Annotated in this window: 19 protein-coding genes; 11 read left to right on the top strand and 8 right to left on the bottom strand. The window is 65.6% G+C overall.

Features of this window, described 5'->3' with window-relative positions:
* The first annotated feature begins 9 nt into the window (after window positions 1-9).
* The 3 genes from ACQY4V_RS14720 to hydA all read left to right on the top strand — a co-directional run bounded on the left by ACQY4V_RS14720 (window position 10) and on the right by hydA (window position 3,187).
* The gene (locus ACQY4V_RS14720) at window positions 10-1,260 is read left to right on the top strand and encodes a Zn-dependent hydrolase (RefSeq protein ID WP_428512898.1); all 1,251 of its coding nucleotides are present in this window, start codon (window positions 10-12) and stop codon (window positions 1,258-1,260) included.
* A gap of 123 nt (window positions 1,261-1,383) precedes the next feature.
* The gene (locus ACQY4V_RS14725) at window positions 1,384-1,668 is read left to right on the top strand and encodes a GIY-YIG nuclease family protein (RefSeq protein WP_428512900.1); all 285 of its coding nucleotides are present in this window, start codon (window positions 1,384-1,386) and stop codon (window positions 1,666-1,668) included.
* A gap of 55 nt (window positions 1,669-1,723) precedes the next feature.
* The gene (gene hydA, locus ACQY4V_RS14730; protein WP_428512902.1) at window positions 1,724-3,187 is read left to right on the top strand and encodes a dihydropyrimidinase; all 1,464 of its coding nucleotides are present in this window, start codon (window positions 1,724-1,726) and stop codon (window positions 3,185-3,187) included.
* Window positions 3,188-3,232: 45 nt separating this feature from the next.
* On the opposite strand, the gene ACQY4V_RS14735 is transcribed toward hydA, so the two are convergent.
* Window positions 3,233-3,550, bottom strand: coding sequence for a hypothetical protein (locus ACQY4V_RS14735; RefSeq protein ID WP_428512904.1), 318 nt, complete (start codon window positions 3,548-3,550; stop codon window positions 3,233-3,235).
* 313 nt (window positions 3,551-3,863) lie between these two features.
* On the opposite strand from ACQY4V_RS14735, the gene ACQY4V_RS14740 reads away from it, so the two are divergent.
* The 6 genes from ACQY4V_RS14740 (at window position 3,864) to ACQY4V_RS14765 (ending at window position 10,471) form a co-directional block, all read left to right on the top strand.
* On the top strand, window positions 3,864-4,190 hold the full coding sequence (locus ACQY4V_RS14740) for a hypothetical protein (RefSeq protein ID WP_428512906.1): 327 nt from the start codon (window positions 3,864-3,866) through the stop codon (window positions 4,188-4,190).
* A 142-nt stretch (window positions 4,191-4,332) separates the two neighbouring features.
* Window positions 4,333-5,139, top strand: coding sequence for an ABC transporter ATP-binding protein (locus ACQY4V_RS14745; RefSeq protein WP_428512908.1), 807 nt, complete (start codon window positions 4,333-4,335; stop codon window positions 5,137-5,139).
* A 117-nt stretch (window positions 5,140-5,256) separates the two neighbouring features.
* Window positions 5,257-6,132 (top strand): ABC transporter permease, encoded by an 876-nt coding sequence (locus tag ACQY4V_RS14750; RefSeq protein WP_428512910.1) that lies wholly within the window; start codon window positions 5,257-5,259, stop codon window positions 6,130-6,132.
* Window positions 6,129-6,974, top strand: coding sequence for an ABC transporter permease (locus ACQY4V_RS14755; RefSeq protein WP_428512912.1), 846 nt, complete (start codon window positions 6,129-6,131; stop codon window positions 6,972-6,974). Before ACQY4V_RS14750 ends, ACQY4V_RS14755 begins: the two co-directional genes overlap by 4 nt.
* Window positions 6,975-7,003: 29 nt before the next feature.
* Entirely contained in the window at window positions 7,004-7,996 is a 993-nt protein-coding gene (locus ACQY4V_RS14760) for an ABC transporter substrate-binding protein (RefSeq protein WP_428512914.1), read from the top strand.
* A gap of 366 nt (window positions 7,997-8,362) precedes the next feature.
* Window positions 8,363-10,471, top strand: coding sequence for a peroxidase family protein (locus ACQY4V_RS14765; RefSeq protein WP_428512916.1), 2,109 nt, complete (start codon window positions 8,363-8,365; stop codon window positions 10,469-10,471).
* Window positions 10,472-10,569: 98 nt separating this feature from the next.
* Here ACQY4V_RS14765 and ACQY4V_RS14770 read toward each other — a convergent pair whose 3' ends face one another.
* Together ACQY4V_RS14770 and ACQY4V_RS14775 are read right to left on the bottom strand one after the other, a co-directional pair.
* On the bottom strand, window positions 10,570-11,916 hold the full coding sequence (locus ACQY4V_RS14770) for a TrkH family potassium uptake protein (RefSeq protein WP_428512918.1): 1,347 nt from the start codon (window positions 11,914-11,916) through the stop codon (window positions 10,570-10,572).
* 2 nt (window positions 11,917-11,918) lie between these two features.
* Window positions 11,919-12,575, bottom strand: coding sequence for a potassium channel family protein (locus tag ACQY4V_RS14775; protein ID WP_428512920.1), 657 nt, complete (start codon window positions 12,573-12,575; stop codon window positions 11,919-11,921).
* Window positions 12,576-12,867: 292 nt separating this feature from the next.
* Here ACQY4V_RS14775 and ACQY4V_RS14780 point away from each other — a divergent pair, with 292 nt between their 5' ends.
* Entirely contained in the window at window positions 12,868-14,358 is a 1,491-nt protein-coding gene (locus tag ACQY4V_RS14780; protein WP_428512922.1) for a serine hydrolase, read from the top strand.
* 137 nt (window positions 14,359-14,495) lie between these two features.
* Here the strand turns inward: ACQY4V_RS14780 and ccoS are convergent, their stop codons facing one another.
* The 5 genes from ccoS to ACQY4V_RS14805 all read right to left on the bottom strand — a co-directional run bounded on the left by ccoS (window position 14,496) and on the right by ACQY4V_RS14805 (window position 19,861).
* Window positions 14,496-14,654 (bottom strand): cbb3-type cytochrome oxidase assembly protein CcoS, encoded by a 159-nt coding sequence (gene ccoS / locus ACQY4V_RS14785; protein ID WP_222452282.1) that lies wholly within the window; start codon window positions 14,652-14,654, stop codon window positions 14,496-14,498.
* Window positions 14,651-16,846: a heavy metal translocating P-type ATPase gene (locus ACQY4V_RS14790; RefSeq protein WP_428512924.1), complete on the bottom strand. Its 2,196-nt coding sequence runs from the start codon at window positions 16,844-16,846 to the stop codon at window positions 14,651-14,653. The genes ccoS and ACQY4V_RS14790 overlap by 4 nt, the downstream gene beginning before the upstream one ends.
* Complete coding sequence (locus ACQY4V_RS14795; protein ID WP_428512926.1) at window positions 16,843-17,310, bottom strand: FixH family protein; 468 nt, start codon at window positions 17,308-17,310, stop codon at window positions 16,843-16,845. The genes ACQY4V_RS14790 and ACQY4V_RS14795 overlap by 4 nt, the downstream gene beginning before the upstream one ends.
* Window positions 17,307-18,875 carry a cytochrome c oxidase accessory protein CcoG gene (locus ACQY4V_RS14800; RefSeq protein ID WP_428512928.1) on the bottom strand — a complete coding sequence of 523 codons (1,569 nt, stop codon included), beginning with the start codon at window positions 18,873-18,875 and terminating at the stop codon, window positions 17,307-17,309. Before ACQY4V_RS14800 ends, ACQY4V_RS14795 begins: the two co-directional genes overlap by 4 nt.
* 113 nt (window positions 18,876-18,988) lie before the next feature.
* Entirely contained in the window at window positions 18,989-19,861 is an 873-nt protein-coding gene (locus tag ACQY4V_RS14805) for a LysR family transcriptional regulator (RefSeq protein WP_428512930.1), read from the bottom strand.
* Between the two features lie 97 nt (window positions 19,862-19,958).
* On the opposite strand from ACQY4V_RS14805, the gene ACQY4V_RS14810 reads away from it, so the two are divergent.
* Window positions 19,959-20,114 (top strand): hypothetical protein, encoded by a 156-nt coding sequence (locus ACQY4V_RS14810; RefSeq protein WP_428512932.1) that lies wholly within the window; start codon window positions 19,959-19,961, stop codon window positions 20,112-20,114.
* The last annotated feature ends 12 nt before the right edge of the window (window positions 20,115-20,126 follow it).

Here is a 20,126-nt window from a genome sequence, read left to right on the forward strand (position 1 = left end):
GGGACAGCGATGACCGCACCGGGCCAAAATCTCAAGATCAACGGCGACCGGCTCTGGGACAGCCTGATGGACATGGCCAAGATCGGCCCCGGCGTCGCGGGCGGCAACAACCGCCAGACCCTCACGGACGAGGATGCCGAGGGCCGCGCGCTCTTCCAGTCGTGGTGCGAGGCGGCGGGCATGACCATGGGCCTCGACACGATGGGCAACATGTTCGCCCGGCGCGAGGGCACCGACCCCGACGCGCTCCCCGTTTACGTCGGCTCCCACCTCGACACCCAGCCCACGGGCGGCAAGTATGACGGCGTCCTGGGCGTTCTGGGCGGGCTGGAAATCATCCGCACCCTCAACGACCTCGGCATCAAGACGAAACACCCCATCGTCGTCACCAACTGGACCAACGAGGAAGGCACGCGCTACGCCCCGGCCATGCTCGCCTCGGGCGTCTTCGCCGGTGTGCATGACCAGCAATGGGCCTATGATCGCGTCGATGCTGACGGCAAGAAATTCGGCGACGAGCTCGACCGCATCGGCTGGAAAGGCGACGAGCCGGTGGGGGATCGCAAGATGCACGCCTTCTTCGAGCTGCATATCGAACAGGGCCCGATATTGGAGGCCGAAGGCAAGGATATCGGCGTCGTCACCCACGGCCAGGGCCTGCGCTGGATCGAATGCACCGTCACCGGCAAGGAAAGCCACACCGGCTCCACCCCCATGCACATGCGCAAGAACGCCGGCCGCGGCCTCGCCCGGATCACCGAACTGGTGCACGAGATCGCCATGAAGAACCAGCCCAATGCAGTGGGCGCAATCGGCCAGATCAACGTCTATCCCAACAGCCGCAACATCATCCCCGGCAAGGCCGTCTTCACCATCGACTTCCGCTCGCCCGACCTGGAAAAGCTCGAAGGCATGGTGGCCGAGCTTCTGGAAAAGGCCCCGAAACTCTGCGAGGAAATCGAGGTCGGCTTTTCCTCCGAGATCGTCGGCCAGTTCAACCCGCCCGCTTTCGATGAGACCTGCGTCAACGCCATCCGCAACGCCGCCGAACGCCTGGGCTATTCCCACATGGACATCGTCTCGGGCGCCGGCCACGACGCTTGCTGGATCAACGACGTGGCCCCGACAGCGATGGTCATGTGCCCCTGCGTCGACGGGCTATCCCACAACGAGGCCGAGGAGATCTCCAAGGACTGGGCCACGGCGGGCACGGACGTGCTGATGCACGCGGTGGTCGAGACTGCGGAGATTGTGGAGTGACATCGCCGAATGCCCACCCCGTCCCGGGCTTGACCCGGGACCTTGACCTCAGGACAAGAGGCCCCGGATCAGGTCCGGGGCGGGATTCACGCTTTGGAAACCATATCGCGTCACTCCTGGTGCATGGCGCACTTCGTGTACATCTTGGCCTCCCGTCCGGGCGGCGCGCTCTACACCGGCTGCACTTGCGACCTGCGCACTCGGGTTGCGGCACACCGGGCCGGGTTTTCAAAACACACGTCGAGATACAAGATAGACCGCCTCGTCTGGTTCGAAGAACAAGACGATTTCGAGACCTCACTCCGCCGCGAACGCAGCCTCAAACGCTGGAAACGAGATTGGAAGATCGCGCTGATCACAAGCGCCAATCAAAACTGGCACGACATCACCGCCCAGATCCCCTCCTGAGCCCGGCAGAGGTCCCGGCTCAAGGCCGGGACGGGTAACGAGAGGGAGACACAAAATGACCACCAAAGTCATCAAGAACGGCACCGTCTGCACCGCAGACCGCACGTGGAAGGCCGATGTCCTGATCGAGGACGAAAAGATCAAGCAGATCGGCGAGGACCTCAAGGGCGACGAGACCATCGACGCGGAAGGCGCCTACGTCATCCCCGGCGGCATCGACCCGCACACGCATCTGGAAATGCCCTTCATGGGCACCACCGCCGCCGAAACCTTCGAGACCGGCACCTGGGCCGCGGCCTGTGGCGGCACCACGATGCTGGTCGATTTCTGCCTGCCCGGTGCCGACGGCTCCATCAAGAACGCCATCGAGGAATGGCACCGCAAATCCGCCCCCCAGATCTGTTCCGACATCGGCTACCACATGGCCGTGACGGGCTGGAACGAGACCATCTTCAACGAGATGAAGGACGCCGTCGACATGGGCGTCAACTCCTTCAAGCACTTCATGGCCTACAAGGGCGCCTTGATGATCGAGGATGACGAGATGTTCGCCTCCTTCAAGCGCTGCCGCGAGCTGGGCGCGCTGCCCATGGTCCATGCCGAGAACGGCGATCTGGTGGCCGACATGCAGCAGGAAATGCTGTCAAAGGGCATCACCGGCCCCGAGGGCCACGCCTATTCCCGCCCGCCCGAGTTCGAGGGCGAAGCCGCCAACCGCGCCATCACCATCGCCGATGCCGCCGGCGTGCCGCTCTATATCGTGCACGTCTCCTGCGAACAGGCGCACGAGGCCATCCGCCGCGCCCGCCAGAAGGGCATGCGCGTCTACGGCGAGCCGCTGGCGCAGTTCCTGACCCTCGACGAGGGCGAGTATTTCAACAAGGACTGGGACCATGCCGCCCGCCGTGTCATGTCGCCCCCCTTCCGCAACAAGGAACACCAGGACAGTCTCTGGGCGGGCCTCCAGGCCGGCTCGCTTCAGGTCGTCGCCACCGACCACGCCGCCTTCTCGACCGAGCAGAAACGCATGGGCGTGGACGATTTCACAAAGATCCCCAACGGCTCCAACGGGCTGGAGGAACGGATGCCGGTGCTCTGGACCCGCGGCGTCGAAACCGGGCGCCTCACGCCCAACGAATTCGTCGCCGTCACCTCCACCAACGTCGCCAAGATCCTCAACATCTACCCCAAGAAGGGCGCGATCGTCGAAGGCGCGGATGCCGACATCGTGGTCTGGGACCCCAAGATCACCAAGACGATCTCGGCCTCCAACCACCACTCGATCCTCGACTACAACGTGTTCGAGGGCTTCGAGGTCACCGCCAACTCCCGCTACACCATCTCGCGCGGCGAGGTCATCTGGGCCTGGGGCCAGAACTCCCAGCCCCAGCCGGGCCGCGGCCGCTTTGTCCCCCGCCCGGCCTTCCCCTCGGCGCACGAGGCGCTCTCGAAATGGAAGGCGCTGACCGCGCCCAAGATGATCGAGCGCGACCCGCTGAATATTCCGGCGGGGATTTGATGGCCCGGCCTCTCTGCTGGCAGGAAACTGGTAAACGCGACCGCGTCACTCGTTGGACGGGGGGCGGATGGTAAGGTTGTTGTTATCCTTGCATTCATCGCAGCAGTCGCCCTCGCCGCAGCAAAAGCAGCAGGGAAAACAGCCCGCTGAAACCGCTTGGTTGACGTACCCGAAGATCGCCCTTTGGATGTTTTCCTCGACATGCCGGTTGTCAAAGACAGTCTTCCCCGGCGTCGGACAATTCGCCGGAGCCGTCTGTGTCGGCGTAGTGGCGTCGTTGGTGCTGGCGGTTTGCGCCGGCACGGGCGAGACTGTGGAAAGCATCAGGCAGACGGCGATCAGAAATTGAAATACATACTTCATGGTAATCCCCTTGTTTGGCGTGAAACGAAGCTGGCAACCCAAATGGAAACAAAAATACCATCAGAAAATACATGTTATTTTATCAACCTATCCGGGAATTGTCAATTTCCACCACATCCGACGGGCGTATCGTGTATGGTGCGGCAGGAAACGACGTTGCCGAAACTGCAGGGCCGCTGAGATGCAATCGTCTCAGCACCCTGTGATCCATGCCAGAAGCCGCGCGCGTCCCTTCCCGACCGATGCCGGCAGCCACCAGATCCTCCCGACCGTGCCCCACGCGCCATCACCATCCCGGCGGGCATCCAACCCCATGCGCCTCGCCCTCGCGCTCCTCCTGCTGGCCAGCCCGGCCGCGGCCCAGCTGGCCGCCCCGCTCGGCAATCCCGACGGCTGCGCCCGCATCCTCGGCGAGGAGGCCACAGAGGAAAACGAGGTCGCCATCGTCGCGGGCCACCTGAACCTGCACGGCGCGATCTGCCAGATCACCGCGGTGCAGACCGGCACGCTCATGGCCACCTGCCCCGGCGACGCTGACAGCCGCAAACAGGTCCTCGGCATCGCGCGCAGCGCCGATGGCACCGGCGTCACGCTGACACTGCCCGACGGCTCGGTCGAAGACCTGGCGCCCTGCGAATGAACCACGCCGCCATCCGCCCGCGCCATTGCCCGCAAATTCATCATGTGCCTGCCCCGCAGGCATCTGACGCCGGGACCCGCCTTGACACTGCGTTGCGGCGTGGGATTGTTCCTTCCATCCGTCCCGGAGACACGACACCGTAATGCAAGACGCCCAAGCCACCTCGACGCCCGAGCCCGTGATCGCGGCCCGCGACCTGTCACTGACCTTCCAGACCAATGACGGCCCGGTCCACGCGCTCAAGGACGTGACGCTGGACGTCGAGAAAGGCGATTTCGTCTCCTTCATCGGCCCCTCGGGCTGTGGCAAGACCACCTTCCTGCGCTGCATGGCCGACCTCGAACACCCCACCGGCGGCAGCATCTCGGTCAACGGCATGACCCCCGCCGAGGCCCGTCAGCGCCGCGCCTATGGCTATGTCTTCCAGGCCGCCGGCCTCTACCCGTGGCGTACCATCGGCGGCAATATCCGCCTGCCGCTGGAAATCATGGGCTATTCCAGGGCCGACCAGCAAAGCCGCATCGCCCGGGTGCTGGAGCTCGTCGACCTCGCCGGGTTTGAAAAGAAATTCCCCTGGCAGCTGTCCGGCGGGATGCAGCAACGCGCCTCCATCGCCCGCGCGCTGGCCTTCGATGCGGATATCCTCTTGATGGACGAACCCTTCGGCGCGCTCGACGAGATCGTACGCGATCACCTCAACGAACAGCTCCTGCAGCTCTGGGACCGGACGAACAAGACGATCTGCTTCGTCACCCACTCGATCCCCGAGGCGGTGTACCTCTCGACCAAGATCGTCGTCATGTCCCCCCGCCCCGGCCGCATCGCCGACGTGATCGAAAGCACCCTGCCGCGCGAGCGCCCCCTCGACATCCGCGACACGCCCGAATTCCTCGAAATCGCCCACCGCGTCCGCGACGGGCTTCGCGCGGGGCACAGCTATGAGGAGTGAGCTACCACCCCCCGTCCCGGACCTGATCCGGGAGCCTGCCCCGGACTTGATCCGGGGCCTCCTGCTCGCCGCCAGCTCAGAGGCCCCGGCTCGGTGGCCGGGGCGGGAGGCGCCCTGATGCGCAAAATCATCCCCGTCCTCACCGTCGTCGCGACCATCATCGCCCTCTGGTACGCGGGCGCGGTCGCGCTCAACGCCCCCTGGGCCTATGACAAGGCCGCCCGCGCCGAAGTCACACTCAGCTTCCCGGACCTCGTCGCCGACACGTGGAGCCAGGAAAAGCCCAAGCTGCCCGCGCCCCATCAGGTGGCCGCCGAGATGTGGAACACCACCGGCGCGATGATCGCCAGCGGGCGGCCTTTCTCCAAGCGCTCGCTCATTTACCACAGCTGGATCACCTTCAGCTCCACCGCTCTTGGCTTCCTCCTCGGCACCGCCCTCGGCACGCTTCTGGCCATCGGCATCGTCTACAACCGCACCATGGACATGAGCGTCATGCCCTGGGTCATCGCCTCCCAGACCATCCCGATCCTCGCCATCGCCCCCATGATTATCGTGGTGCTGAACGCGGTCGGCATCTCCGGACTGCTGCCAAAGGCGATGATCTCGATGTATCTCAGCTTCTTCCCGGTCGTCGTCGGCATGGTGAAGGGCCTGCGCAGCCCCAGCCAGATGCAACTCGACCAGATGCGCACCTGGAACGCCAGCCGCGCGCAGACCTTCTGGAAACTGCGCCTGCCGTCCTCCATGCCCTATTTCTTCACCTCGCTGAAAATTGCCATGGCCGCGAGCCTGGTGGGCGCCATCGTGGGCGAATTGCCCACCGGCGCCGTCGCGGGCCTCGGCGCGCGGCTTCTGGCCGGCAGCTATTATGGCCAGACCATCCAGATCTGGAGCGCACTGATCATGGCCGCCACGCTGGCCGCCATACTCGTTGGCCTCATCGGCCTCATCCAGCGCATCACGCTCAGGCGCATGGGGATGGCGACATGAGCTGGCTGATCGCAGGGGCGCTGATCTGGGCCGTGGGCTGGTGGATTAATACCCGCCTCGCCCGCCACCCGCAGAACACCGCCGCGCAGCTGGCCGCGCCCACCGTCTTCGGGGCAACGCTCATCGCCGTCTGGGAATGCCTCGTCTGGGGCTTGGGCATCAAGCTTGCCCTCCTGCCCGCCCCCAGCGTCATCGCCGTGACGTTCGCGAACTCCCTCAACATCCTCTGGGGCGACTTCCTCCAGACCGCCATCAAGGGCGCGCTGACCGGCTACGTCCTCGGCTGCGGCGCCGCGTTCCTGACGGCCATCGCCGTCGACCGCTCCGATTTCCTCAAGCGCGGCCTCTTGCCCGTGGGCAACTTCGCCGCCGCCCTGCCGATCATCGGCCTCGCCCCCATCCTCGTGATGTGGTTCGGCTTCGACTGGCAATCCAAGGCCGCCGTCGTCGTCGTCATGGTGTTCTTCCCCATGCTGGTGAACACCGTGCAGGGCCTCTCCGAGGCCGATGCCATGCAGCGCGACCTGATGCGCACCTACGCCGCCGGCTACTGGACCACGCTTCTGAAACTTCGCCTGCCCGCCGCCATGCCCTTTGTCTTCAACGGGCTCAAGATCGGCACGACGCTCGCCCTCATCGGTGCCATCGTGGCCGAATTCTTCGGCTCGCCGATCCAGGGCATGGGCTTTCGCATTTCCACCTCCGTGGGCCGCCTCGCGATGGATCTGGTCTGGGCCGAGATCGTCGTCGCCGCCCTCGCCGGCTCGGGATTTTACGGCGCGGTCGCCTTGATCGAACGCACCGTCACCTTCTGGCACCCGTCCCAACGGGGCCGGACATAACCAAAGCAAACCACAACAGGGAGAAGACAATGAAACATCTCACCACGACGCTCGGCCTCGCCGCCGCCACCCTCTGGGGGGGCATGGCCCAGGCCGCCGACGACGTCACGCTGCAACTCAAATGGGTGACGCAGTCGCAATTCGCGGGCTATTACGTCGCGCAGGACCAGGGCTTCTACGAAGAAGAAGACCTGAACGTCACCATCAAACCCGGCGGGCCGGACATCGCCCCCGCCCAGGTCATCGCCGGCGGCGGCGCGGACGTGATCATCGACTGGATGCCCTCGGCGCTGGCCAGCCGCGAGAAAGGCCTGCCGCTGGTCAACATCGCCCAGCCCTTCAAAAGCTCCGGCATGATGCTGACCTGCCGCAAGGACACCGGCATCGAAGGCCCCGAAGACTTCAAGGGCAAGACCCTCGGCGTCTGGTTCTTCGGCAACGAATACCCGTTCCTGTCGTGGATGAGCCAGCTGGAAATCCCGACCGAGGGCGGCGAGGATGGCGTCACGGTCCTGAAACAGGGCTTCAACGTCGATCCCCTGCTGCAGAACCAGGCCGCCTGCGTCTCGACCATGACCTATAATGAATACTGGCAGGTCATCGACGCCGGCCTCACGCCCGACGATCTCGTGGTGTTCAAGTACGAGGACCAGGGCGTCGCCACGCTCGAGGATGGCATGTACGTGCTGGAGGATAACCTCGAAGACCCCGAATTCGTCGACAAGATGACCCGCTTCGTCCGTGCCTCGATGAAAGGCTGGAAATGGGCCGAGGAAAACCCCGACGAGGCCGCGATGATCGTGCTCGACAACGACGCCACCGGCGCGCAGACGGAAGAGCACCAGAAGCGGATGATGAGCGAAGTCGCCAAGCTGACCGCAGGCTCCAACGGCGCGCTCGATCCGGAAGATTTCCAGCGCACGGTCGACTCGCTCCTGTCCGGCGGCTCCGATCCGGTGATCACCAAGGACCCGGGCGAGGCCGCCTGGACCCACCAGATCACGGACGAAGCCTTGAACTGAGGCCTGTTGCTCCGAAACGACCGTGTTTCGCCTTTCCGTTTCGCGTCAGGCGAAACACCCAGGCGCCTCTCTGAACTTTGTCGGGGCGGGCTTTTGCCTGCCCCGTCTTACACTTGAGTGCGGTGCGCGGAGGTCTGAGACGGCAAAGGATCGGAAATCCCGCGCGAGGTTTCTCGACCGCTGGCGCCGTAAACAGTAAATTTCTTGGTTAATGAAATACACTACTCACAGTTTCGTGATATACTGTGAGCTATCATAGATGAGTCGCACGTATTCCGCTGCGCATTTTTTGATGAATTAGGGCTCTGAACGCCCATTAATATGTTTTGCGCGTCGTAAGCGCGACACAAGGTGAGGGGAAGCCACGTGTCACAATTTTCCAGCATACTGCCTCGGCCCGCAGACGGGACCGGGTCGAATACCGAGAATCCGGACTGGGGGTCGACGGGCACGCACCTGTTGCAGATCGCTCCGAATGACCTTGGCCCGGATGGCGAGATGTCCGGCGCGGGCAGGCCCGGCGCCCGCGAGGTTTCCAACGCGGTGGCGGCGCAATCCGCCGATACCGCGAATGCGGCCGGCGCATCGGATTTCCTGTGGGTCTGGGGCCAGTTCATCGACCACGACATTTCGCTGACCGAGGCCGGCTCGGCCAAGTACGAACCGATCGACGTCCCCGCGGGCGACCCCTATTTCGACCCGTTCCACACCGGCACCGCCGAGATCCCGTTCTTCCGTGTCGATCAGCATGACGGCGTCTACGCGAACGAGATCACCAGTTTCATCGACGCCTCCATGATATACGGCTCAACCGCCGACACCCTCGCCGCGCTGCGCGTGGACGGGGGCAAGCTGCTGCTGGACGAAAATCAGCGGCTGGTGCTGGACGGTGACTCGCTGATGACCGGCGACGTGCGTGCCGCGGAAAACGTGATGCTGTCCTCGATGCACACGACTTTCACCCGCGAGCATAACCGCATCGTCGATGAACTGGCCGCAGCCGACCCGACGCTGACCGACGAGGCGCTCTTCAACATCGCCCGCGCCCAGGTCGAGGCCCTCGTTCAGGCCGTCACCTTCAACGAATTCCTGCCGATCCTCGTCGGCCCGGACGCCATTGCCGCCTATGACGGCTATGACCCGACGGTGAACCCCGGCATCTCGGTCGAATTCTCCACCGCCGTGTTCCGGCTCGGGCACACGCTCTTGTCCTCGAACCTGCAAAGCGTGGCCGAGGACGGCACGGTCGGCCCGTCGCTTGCCCTGCGCGACGCCTTCTTCCAGCCGGCGCTTCTCGATCAGCCGGACCTGATCGAGAACGTGCTGCGCGGTGCGGCCACCCAGGCGGCCCAGGCGCTCGACACCGAAGTGGTCGAAGACGTGCGTTCCTTCCTGTTCGGCCCGCCGGGTGCGGGCGGGTTCGACCTCGCCGCGCTCAACATCCAGCGCGGCCGCGACCTCGGCATCGCCAGCTACAACGACCTGCGCGAGGCTCTCGGCCTTGCCGGGGCCACGACCTTTCAGGACATCACGTCCGACACCACGCTCGCGGCCAAGCTTGCTGCGGTCTACGGCTCCGTCGATCTGGTCGACGCCTGGATCGGCGGACTGGCCGAGGATCCTCTCGAAACCGGGCTCCTGGGCGAAACCTTCCACATCATGGTGGTCGACCAGTTCTCGCGCCTGCGCGACGGCGATCCGTTCTGGAGCGAGGCCCGCGACGGGCTCACCGACGAGGCGCGCGCGACGCTCTGGGACACGACCCTCAGCGACATCATCCTGCGCAACACCGATGTCGACGCCTTGCAGAACGACGTTTTCGCCGCCATGGACCGCAGCATCGGAACTGTGGACGCGGACGTGCTGAAAGGCAGCGTCCGCGCCGATTTCATATTCGGCGGCGACAGCAACGACATCCTCCGCGGCCGCAAGAACCACGATGACCTGCAGGGCGGAGAGGGCAACGACAAGCTCTACGGCCAACAGGGGTCCGATACGCTGGAAGGCGGCGCAGGCAACGACATGCTCAAGGCCGGCTCCGGTTCCGACCTGCTCGAAGGCGGCGACGGCAACGACCGGCTCTATGGCGACAAGGGCCGCGACACCTTGATGGGCGGCGCCGGAACCGACGAGCTCTGCGGCGGTCAGGCCAGGGACCTTCTGATGGGCGGCGAGGGCGATGACACCCTCTACGGCCACGACGGAAGCGATACGCTCGATGGCGGCGACGGCGATGACCTGCTTGTTGGCGGCCGCGGCAACGATGTCGTCACCGGCGGCGCCGGCAGTGATTGCTTCGTGTTCCGGACCGGACAGGCCGGACACAACACGATCACCGATTTCGAAGTCGGCGTCGATGTCTACAAGATCCACGAGAATTCGACCGAGACCCTCAGATTCAAGACGTTCTCCGACGACCTCGTGTTCTACGCTGGCGATGACTGGAGCCTGACAATCGAGGACTATTTCCTCTGACACCCGGTCACGCGTGACATTCGCAACAGGGACGCGTGGCGAAAGCCGGGACCGCGCTGATCATCCGCCGTAGGGTGGGTTTCCAACCCACCATCGCCTCAGCCCAGGAACACCTTGTCACTCGGGTACCGCACCCGTGGCCGGCTCTTCACCGCCAGGAAGAACCCCAGCGTCAGCGGTCCCACCCGGCCCAGGAACATCACCGCGATGATCACGGCCCGCCCCAGCCAGTTCAGTTCGCCCGTCGCCCCGTGCGACAGCCCCACCGTGCCAAAGGCCGAGGCCACCTCGAATGCCAGGTCCCGGAACGCGATGTTCTGCGTCGCCGTCAGCACGAACAGGCTCGCGAACATCAACAGCCCGCTGATCGTCGCCAGGGCCATCACCTTCAGCACCTGATCCAGCGGCAGGCTCCGCCCGAAGACATGCAGCGCCGGCCGCCTCTGGAAGAACGCGACCGTCGCCAGCAACATCACGATCAGCGACGTCACCTTGATCCCGCCCGCGGTCGAGGTCGACCCGCCCCCCACGATCATCAGCATGATCGTCAGCAGCGAGGTGGAATCCTTCATCGCCGCGGTGTCGATCGTGTTGAACCCCGCCGTGCGCGGTGTCACCCCTTGGAACCAGCTGGCCCACAGCTTGTCGCCCGTGCTCTCCAGCCCGGCCAGCGTGCGGGGGTTGTTCCATTCCAGCAAGGCGAAACAGACCACCCCGATCACGATCAGCCACAGCGTCCCCGCGATCATCAGCTTGGAATGCAGCGACAGCTTACGCCACATCCGGTGCTGATAGACGTCGCCCACCACGATGAACCCCAGCCCGCCGAGGATGAACATCGTGGTGACCGTCAGGTTGACCACCGGGTTGCCCACCCACTTCGACAGGCTGTCCGGCTCCAGTGCGAAACCTGCGTTGTTGAAGGCCGATATGCTGTGAAACACCGCGTACCACAGCCCCTGGCCCCAACCGAGGTCCGGCACGAAGACAAAGGCCAGCAGCACCGCGCCCACCGCCTCGCAGCCCAGCGCCACGTAAAGGATGATCCGCACCAGCTGGCCCAGGTTGCTGATCGTCGCCTGGTTCAGATCCTCGCGCAGCATCACCTTGTGCGGCATCCCGATGGGAATGCCGAAGGCCGTCAGAATCAGCACCGCGAACACCATCAGGCCCAGGCCCCCGAACTGCATCAGGCAGGCGATGATGATCTGCCCGAACAGGGTGAAATCCGACCCGGTATCGACCACCACCAGGCCCGTCACCGTCACCGCCGAGGTCGCGGTAAAGATCGCCTCGCCCAGACCGACCTTGTCGTGATGCGACACCGGCAGCCACAACAGCAGCGCTCCCAGCGCCACGGTCAGGAAATACATCACCGCCAGAACCGCCGGCGGCGACAGGCTCAGACGTGTCGAGCCCAGCTTGATCGACGATCTTCGCGCCACGCTCAGAGACTCGCGGAAAAGTCGCGCAGGTTGTTGCGTTCACCCAGCATCAACAGCAGGTCACCGGCCTTCAGCGTGCAATCGTCACCGTCCTGCCCGAGGAACTTCGTTCCCCGCATCACGCCCAGGCAGCGCAGGTCGAACTTGTCCAAGTGGTTCAGCTTCGACAGCGTGGTGTCCTCCAGTTCTTCCGGCACCTTCAGGTTCACCACGAAGAAACCGTTGCCCAGACCGACATAGTCGCGCACCAAGGGATTGTGCATGACCTGCGCGATGCGCTGGCCGATCTCGACCTCGGGGTGAATCACCCGGTCCACGCCGATCCGTGACAGGATACGGTGATGCGTCCGGCTGGTGGCCTTGGCCCAGACCGCGCCCGCGCCCACCTGCCGCAGGTTCACCGCCGCGAGGATGCTCGATTCCAGGTTGTCGCCCACCGCCACCAGCGCCATGTCGACCTCGCCGATGCCCGCTTCCTTAAGGGCTTCGTCGTCGCGCGCGTCCAGAATTATGGCCTCGCCCAGCTTGTCCGCGTGGCGGCTAACGCGGGTTTCGTCGATGTCCACGCCGATCACGTGGTTGCCGAACCGTTCCAGCTCGGTCGCCACTGTGCTGCCGAAATTCCCAAGGCCGATCACGGCGAAACTGCGATTTGACATGAGGTCCCCTTCCTCTTCGCACGCAAACGCGCGGGGTCATGCGCCAGTTCCGCCGACGTCGTGGAACCCGGCCCGCCGCCCGTCGGTCGGACCGACATAATCCTGCCACAATTGCCGGTTTAGCGGTCCTGGCACAACACACCACAACATGTGCCCCGATTCCTTGAAGGATGACTTCAAAATCTTTGAAAATAAACACTTTATCGAAATGTCCCCCTGTGCTACCTTTTTTCCCATAATGAATAGCCAGCCGGAAAACCGGCGGTGAACGAGGCAGAGAAAGAGCAGTTCCATGAGAACGCGAAGCAGGCAGCCCATCCGCTGGGGTCTGGTGGCTATGGCCACTATCTGGATGATGGTTATCGTACCGCTGAGCGCGGTCGCGGCCCCTTACGCAGCACTGGTGATGGACGCACGATCCGGCGAGGTGCTTCACGCGCGCAACGCCGACACCCGCCTTCACCCGGCATCCCTGACAAAGATGATGACCCTCTACGTGGTCTTCGAGGCGGTCGAGAACGGCGAGATCACGCTCGACACGCCCCTGCGCATCTCGAAACACGCGGCGTCCGAGCCGCCGTCGAAACTCGGCCTGCGGTCGGGCTCGACGATCAAGCTGCGCTATCTCATCCGCGCCGCGGCGGTCAAATCGGCCAACGACGCCGCCACGGCGCTCGGCGAGGCGATCGAAGGCTCCGAAGCCGCCTTCGCCCGGCGCATGAACCGCACCGCCAAGGCGCTCGGCATGACCCGCACCACCTTCAAGAACGCCCACGGCCTGACCGAAGAAGGCCACCTCTCGACCGCCCGCGACATGACCCTGCTGGGCCGGCACCTGTTCTACGACTACCCCGAATACTACAACCTCTTCTCGCGGGTCACCGCCGATGCGGGCATCAAGAAGGTCTATCACACCAACCGCCGCCTCCTGAACGACTACCGCGGCGCCGACGGCATCAAGACCGGCTACACCCGCGCCGCCGGCTTCAACCTGACCGCCAGCGCCGAGCGCGGTGGCGAGCGCATCATCGCCACCGTCTTCGGCGGCCGCTCCACCGCCTCGCGCAACGCCAAGGTGGCCGAGCTCCTGGATCTGGGCTTTCGCGAGGCCCCCACCCGCGTCGCCGTGAACCGCCCGTCCAAGCCCGTCTACATGGGCAAGATCGGCCCCGGCCCGGCCGACGACGGCCATTCCGTGCCCGGCGGCGTCGGCAAGACCGTCCGCCTGGCCTCCGCCGCCGCGGTCAAGAAATCCCTGCGTCCGCAGCTCCGCCCCGGCGAGGCGATCGTGGCCGAGGCCACTCCGAACGTGGGCAACAAGCAAGACATCGAAAAGGCCCTTCTGGCCGCCGCCGAGACCATCACCGAAGAGGCCACGCCGCCCGCCGCCCAGGGCAGCGCCCTGCCCACGGCGACCCCCAAGGCCCGCCCCGAGGACCTGGTCCTCGCGAGCGTCGATCCGTCCGCCGACACCACGCCAAAGGCGCAGCAGCCTGCCGGCGACCCGGTGCAAAAGGTGGTCACCCGCATTTCCACCTCGGGCGGCCGCCACTGGGGCATCAACGTGGGCCGCTATCCCAGCCAGTACAAGGCCCAGAAGGTCCTGCTGAAAACCGCCCTGAACGAGATGGAGACCCTCGACGGCTCGCTGCGCAAGGTGGTCAAGCGCTCCACCGGGTTCGACGCCAACTTCATGGGAATGACCCGCGAAAGCGCGGACCTCGCCTGCCGCCGGCTTCAGGCCAAGCAGATCACCTGCTTCATGATCGACCCCGGCGCGTAACGCGCGCCGCCACGATCCCGAAAAGACAAACGCCTGCGCCCCCACTGCGCAGGCGTTTTCCTTTCCGGGCCCCTCCCCGGCTTTTTCTTGCTGAAAATACTCGAAATCCGACGGCCGCCACCCGGCCACCCGGCCCGCTATTGCTTCGGCTTGTCGTCGTAAGTGTCCCGCAGGATGCGCTCGGCATTCCCCTCCGGGTCGTCATACTGGTTGCTGCGCACCGTCCAGACGAAGAACGCCAGCCCCAGCCCGCCCAGGATCAGCGAGATCGGGATAAGATAGGCCAGGATCGTCATGCGCGCCTCCCCGACAGCCGCAGCGCGTTCAGCGACACGGTAATCGAACTGGCCGACATCGCCAATGCAGCGATCAGCGGCGTCGCCAGACCGGCCACCGCCAGCGGCACCGCGATGATGTTGTAGAGCGTCGCCAGCCGGAAATTCTCGGTGATCCGCCGCCGCGCCTTGCCCGCCACCACCAGCGCCTCGGCCAGCGGGGCCAGGTCCGTGCCCAGCAGAACCACGTCGCTCGCCACCCTTGCGGCATCCAGCGCCGAGGCGGGCGAGATCGACACATGCGCCGCCGCCAACGCCGCCGTGTCATTCAGCCCGTCGCCAACCATCAAGACATGCGCGCCCTGATCGGACAGCTCCGCCACGATCCGTGCCTTATCCTCGGGCAGCACGCCCGCGTGCCACGCTTTGATCCCCAGCCGCTCGGCCAGCGCCTTCACCGCCGGTTCCGTGTCGCCAGACACCAGCCACACGGCCTTGCCCGCGCGCAACAGTGCCGCCACGGCCTCCTCCGCGCCGGGCCGCAGCGCATCCTCGAAGGTCAGCGTCACGGGCGCCGCCTCGCCGATCTTCAGGTAGGTCGCCGTCCGGTCGCAGGGCTCCGCCCCGACCCAGGCCGCCCGGCCCAGCCGCACCTCCAGGTCGCCCACGCGCCCCGACACGCCATAGCCCGGCACCTCGGCAATCTGCGTCACCTCCGCCGCCTTCACATCCGCCTCGCCCAGCGCCTTCGCAATCGCCCGTGCCAGCGGATGGGCCGAGCCTCGCGCCAGCGCCAGCGCCACGCCCCGCGCGGCATCGTCCAGAACCTCCGCATTGGTCAACACGGGCACGCCCGCCGTCAACGTGCCGGTCTTGTCGAACACCACCGTGTCGACCTCCGCCAGCCGCTCCAGCGCGGTCTCGTGCTTGATCAGCATCCCCTTGCGAAAGAGCCGCCCCGACGCCGCCGTGGTCACCGCCGGCACCGCCAGCCCCAGCGCACAGGGGCAGGTGATGATCAACACCGCCGCCGCGATATTCAGCGCCGTGCGCATGTCGAACGTGTAAAGAAACCAACCCGCGAAGGCCAAGGCCGACAGGATATGCACGCCCGGTGCGTATAGCTTCGCCGCCCGGTCGGCCAGCGACGTATAGCGCGACCGCCCCGCTTCCGCGATTGCCACCAGATCCGCCATCCGGTGCAGCGACGTCTCCGCCCCCACGGCACTCGCCCTTATCCGCAGCGGGCCGGTCAGATTCACCTCGCCTGCCGACACTGCCTGTCCCGGACCGGCAAAGACCGGCACGGTTTCGCCGGTCAACAGCGAGCGGTCCAGCTCCGAGGTGCCCTCGACGATCTCGCCATCCACCGGCACGCGCCCACCCGCCCGCACCAGCACCACGTCGCCCACCGCCAGCTCCGCGATGGGCCGCTCGACCTCTTGGCCGTCCTCGATGCGCCACGCGCGCGGCACTTCCAGCGCCGTGAGTTCCTCGGCCGCCGACCGCGCCACGGCCCGTGTCCGGTGATCCAGGTAGCGCCCCGCCAACAGGAAGAACACCAGCGCAATCGCCGCGTCGAAATAGGCGTGATGCCCCGACAGCGCCGTTTCCCACAGCGACGTCACCACCGCCAGCCCGACCGCCAGCGTGATCGGCACATCCATGTTCAGCCGCCCCTGCCGCAGCGCCGCCCAGGCGTTGCGATAGAACGGCACGCCGCAGAACGCCACGGCGGGCAGGGCAATCGCCGCCGAAATCCAGTGAAACATGTCCCGCGTCGCATCATCCGCCCCGGACCAGACCGCCACCGACAACAGCATCACGTTCATCGCGGCGAAGCCCGCCACCGCCAGCCGCATCAACAGCTCGCGCCCGGCCCGGTCCGTCGCCGTGGCGTTCAACGTACCGGGATCCAGCTCATGCGCCTCGTATCCCAGCCCCTCGACCAGTCCCACCATCTCGGCGGGCGTCACGTCTGCGTCCGCGTCGATGCTCGCCCGTTTCAGCGTCAGGTTCACCCGCGCCGAGCGCACGCCGGGATGCGCGTTCAACCCGTCCTCGATCTTGGAAATACACGCGGCGCAATGGATCGTCGGCAGCGACAGCGCGATCTGCCCCGCCTCCGGCGCGACCTCCATCTCGTCGACACCGGGGGCCGCCGCACAGGCCGGGCAGCCCATCGCCGCCTGATGCCGCATTGCCACGGTCACGCGCCGTCCTCCTTGATCAGCACCACGCGCTGCTGGAACACCGTGCCGTCCTCGGCCCGGGCCTCCATCCGGATGTTCCAGTTGCCCGCGCCCAGCGGCACGGTGGCGAAATACGCCTCGCCGTCGAACCGGAACGCCGGCGTCACGTCATCCTGCACATGGGTCGCCCGCCCCACCGTGGCGTCGAGCGCGGCCACTTCCACCGGCTGGCCGTCCGCATCGGTGATCTTCAGCTCCAGCAGGCCCGCCTTGTGCGTCGCGGCCACGCTCCAGCCCAGCGCCTCCTGCGCGTCGCGCCGGTCGTCGAAGCTCTGGCTGGCGACATAGGAGTTTTTCGTCTCCAGACCCGGAAAGGTCTTCACCGCCGAAAACGCCAGCACCAGGTTCACCGCGATGATGATCGAAAACGCCCCGGCGAACCCGGCAAAGACGTGCCATCCCTTGATCATGAAATCAGACTTCATTCGCCCCTCCCGTTGAACACCGTGTCCTTGTGGGCCCGGTCCCCGTTCGAGATGTCCTCGACCCACAGACGTACATCCGTGGCGTCACTCCGTGCGGCCTCCGACCCCTGCGGCGCGATCAGATAGACGCGCTGCAGATAGGTCTCGTTTGCCGGCACATCTACCGTTTCATAGGGGGTGCCTTCAAGCTGCACGCGCACCGATGGGTCCCCCTTGACCGAAATCCGCATCGGACGCGCCTCGCCATGCTTATTGCGCAGCCGCACCTCGTAGGTGTTTCGGATCGACCCGTCCGACAACGTGACGAAGGTCGGGTTGCGCACCGGCGCCACCGTCAGGTCGATATCCGGCCGGATGAACAGCGCAAACAGCAGCCCCGCCCCCACCAGCGACCACAGCGACGTATACATGATCGTCCGGGGCCGCAGGATATGCTTCATGATCGGCTTCGGCGGCTTGCCCTCGCGCTCGCGCTCCTCGTCGGTCAGCGCCATGTAGTCGATCAGGCCGCGCGGCTTGCCGATCTTGGCCATGATGTCGTCGCAGGCGTCGATGCACAGGCCACAGGTGATGCATTCCATCTGCTGCCCGTCGCGGATGTCGATCCCCATCGGGCAGACATTCACGCAGGCCATGCAGTCGATGCAGTCCCCCGGCCCCTTCGCCGCCGCCGTGGCATCGGGCACCATGTCGCTCTCGCCATTGGGCACCGGCGTCCGGGCGTAACTGCCCCCGGCGGTTGCCCCGGCGGCGTGCGACGCCGCCTCAGCCGCCACCGCATCCTCGGTCTGCCGCCGCCGCACGTTGCCCTTGCCGCGCGGCTCGCCCCGCCAATAGCGATAGCCGATGGTCAGCGTATCCTCGTCCATCATCGCCGCCTGGATGCGCGGCCACGGGCAGGCATAGATGCAGATCTGCTCGCGCGCAAACCCGCCGAAAAAGAACGTCGTGCCGGTCAGGATGGCGATGGTCGTATAGGCGATGGGATGCGCGTCCAGCGTGAAGAGGTCGCGCAACAGCGTCGGCGCATCGGTGAAATAGAACACCCAGGCACCCCCCGTGGCCACCGCGATCAGCAGCCACAGCGTCCACTTGGTCAGCCGCAGGCGCAGCTTGCGGGCATCCATCTTTTTCTGCCGGTGCAGCCGCAGCCTTGCGTTGCGGTCGCCCTCGACCCAGCGTTCCACCAGAATGAACAGGTCCGTCCACACCGTCTGCGGGCAGGCATAGCCGCACCACACCCGGCCCAGCGCCGAGGTGAACAGGAACAGGCCCAGGCCCGCCATCACCAGCAATCCTGCCACGAAATAGAACTCGTGCGGCCAGATCTCGATCCAGAAGAAAAAGAACCGCCGGTTCGCCATGTCCACCAGCACCGCCTGGTCGGGCAGCGACGGCCCCCGGTCCCACCGGATCCACGGCGTGACGTAGTAGATCCCCAGCGTCACGATCATCAGGATCCACTTGAAATTGCGGAACCAGCCGCTGACGCGCTTGGGAAAGACAGGCTCCCGCGCGGCGTAAAGGCTAGGCGGGGTATCGGGGGAATCAGATGTAGAGGACACGGATAGCTCTCGCTCCGGTAAGGGTCTGTTGCGCCAGTGTCTTCTGCCACGGGATCGGACGTCTCACATTGACTCAGGTCAAACCGATCCGTCGCAGGTTCCGCCGCCGCGTATCACGCCTTCTGCCGCCGCAGCCACGTCACGAATTGCCGCGCCTTGGGGCGCAACACGCCGGGCCGCGTGACGATGTGATAGCCGGTCTCGCCCGCATCCCTGAAAAGCAGCTTCAGCCGTCCCGCCTCCAGCTCCGCCTCGACCGAGGAGATGGCGGTGCTGATCACCCCCTGCCCGGCCCGCGCGCCATCCAGCATCAGGTTGCCCGGCACCTGCGTCACGCTCTTGGCGCGGCCTTCCGTCACCCCATGCTTGCGCAGCCAGTCCATCGATTCCGACGTGCCCAGTTCCTCCAGCCACGGATACGCCAGCAGGTGCTCGGGCCGGGTGATCTCGCAGTCGCCCACAAGCGACGGCGCGGCGGTGATCACGATGTCCGACGGCACCAGCATCTCCACCTCCAGCCCCGGCCAGTTGCCGTCGCCGAACCGGATCGCAAGGTCATAGCCCCCCGGCGTCAGCTCGTGCAGTTCCGCCGACGGGTTGATCATCAGGTCCACGCCGGGATGCCGCGTCTGGAAATCCATCAGCCGCGGCATCAGCCAGGTCGAGGCGAACAGCTGCGTCGTCGACACCTGCACCGCCCGGTCCGCATCGGCCCCGGTCAGCGCGTCGATGCTGCGCGCGATCGTGTCGAACCCGGTCTTCAGCGCATCGGCCAGCTCGCGCCCCTCGGTTGTCAGCTGCAGCTTGCGCCCGCTGCGATCGACCAGCGGCACGCCCATCCGCGTCTCCAGCGCCTTGACCTGCTGGCTTATCGCGGCATGGCTGACGTTCAGCGCCGCCCCCGCCGCCTGGGCCGAGCCGGTCTCGGACAGGGCCGCAAAGGCGCGCAATGCCGTCAGGGGCGGGAGGGTCAGCCAATCCGTCATGTAATCTCAGCTTACATATCGGAATTTTTCCTGACTCGCAATAACGCGCTATAGGTGCCAGATTGAGGCTATCACACGAACCCGAAAGGAACACGACATGCTTGGAATTCTTTCAGATAGCTTCCGCACCGCCACCCGCCTCAATGACACCAACGTTCGCGAGGGCCGCGGCCACTGGGCGCCCAACACGCGCTTCGACAACCGCCGCGATGCCGAGCTCGAGGCGCATCGCGTCGCCCGCCTGCCGCGCTAGGCGACCCAATGT

Origin of the sequence: Roseovarius sp., assembly GCF_965277045.1 — a bacterium.
Lineage (GTDB): Bacteria > Pseudomonadota > Alphaproteobacteria > Rhodobacterales > Rhodobacteraceae > Roseovarius.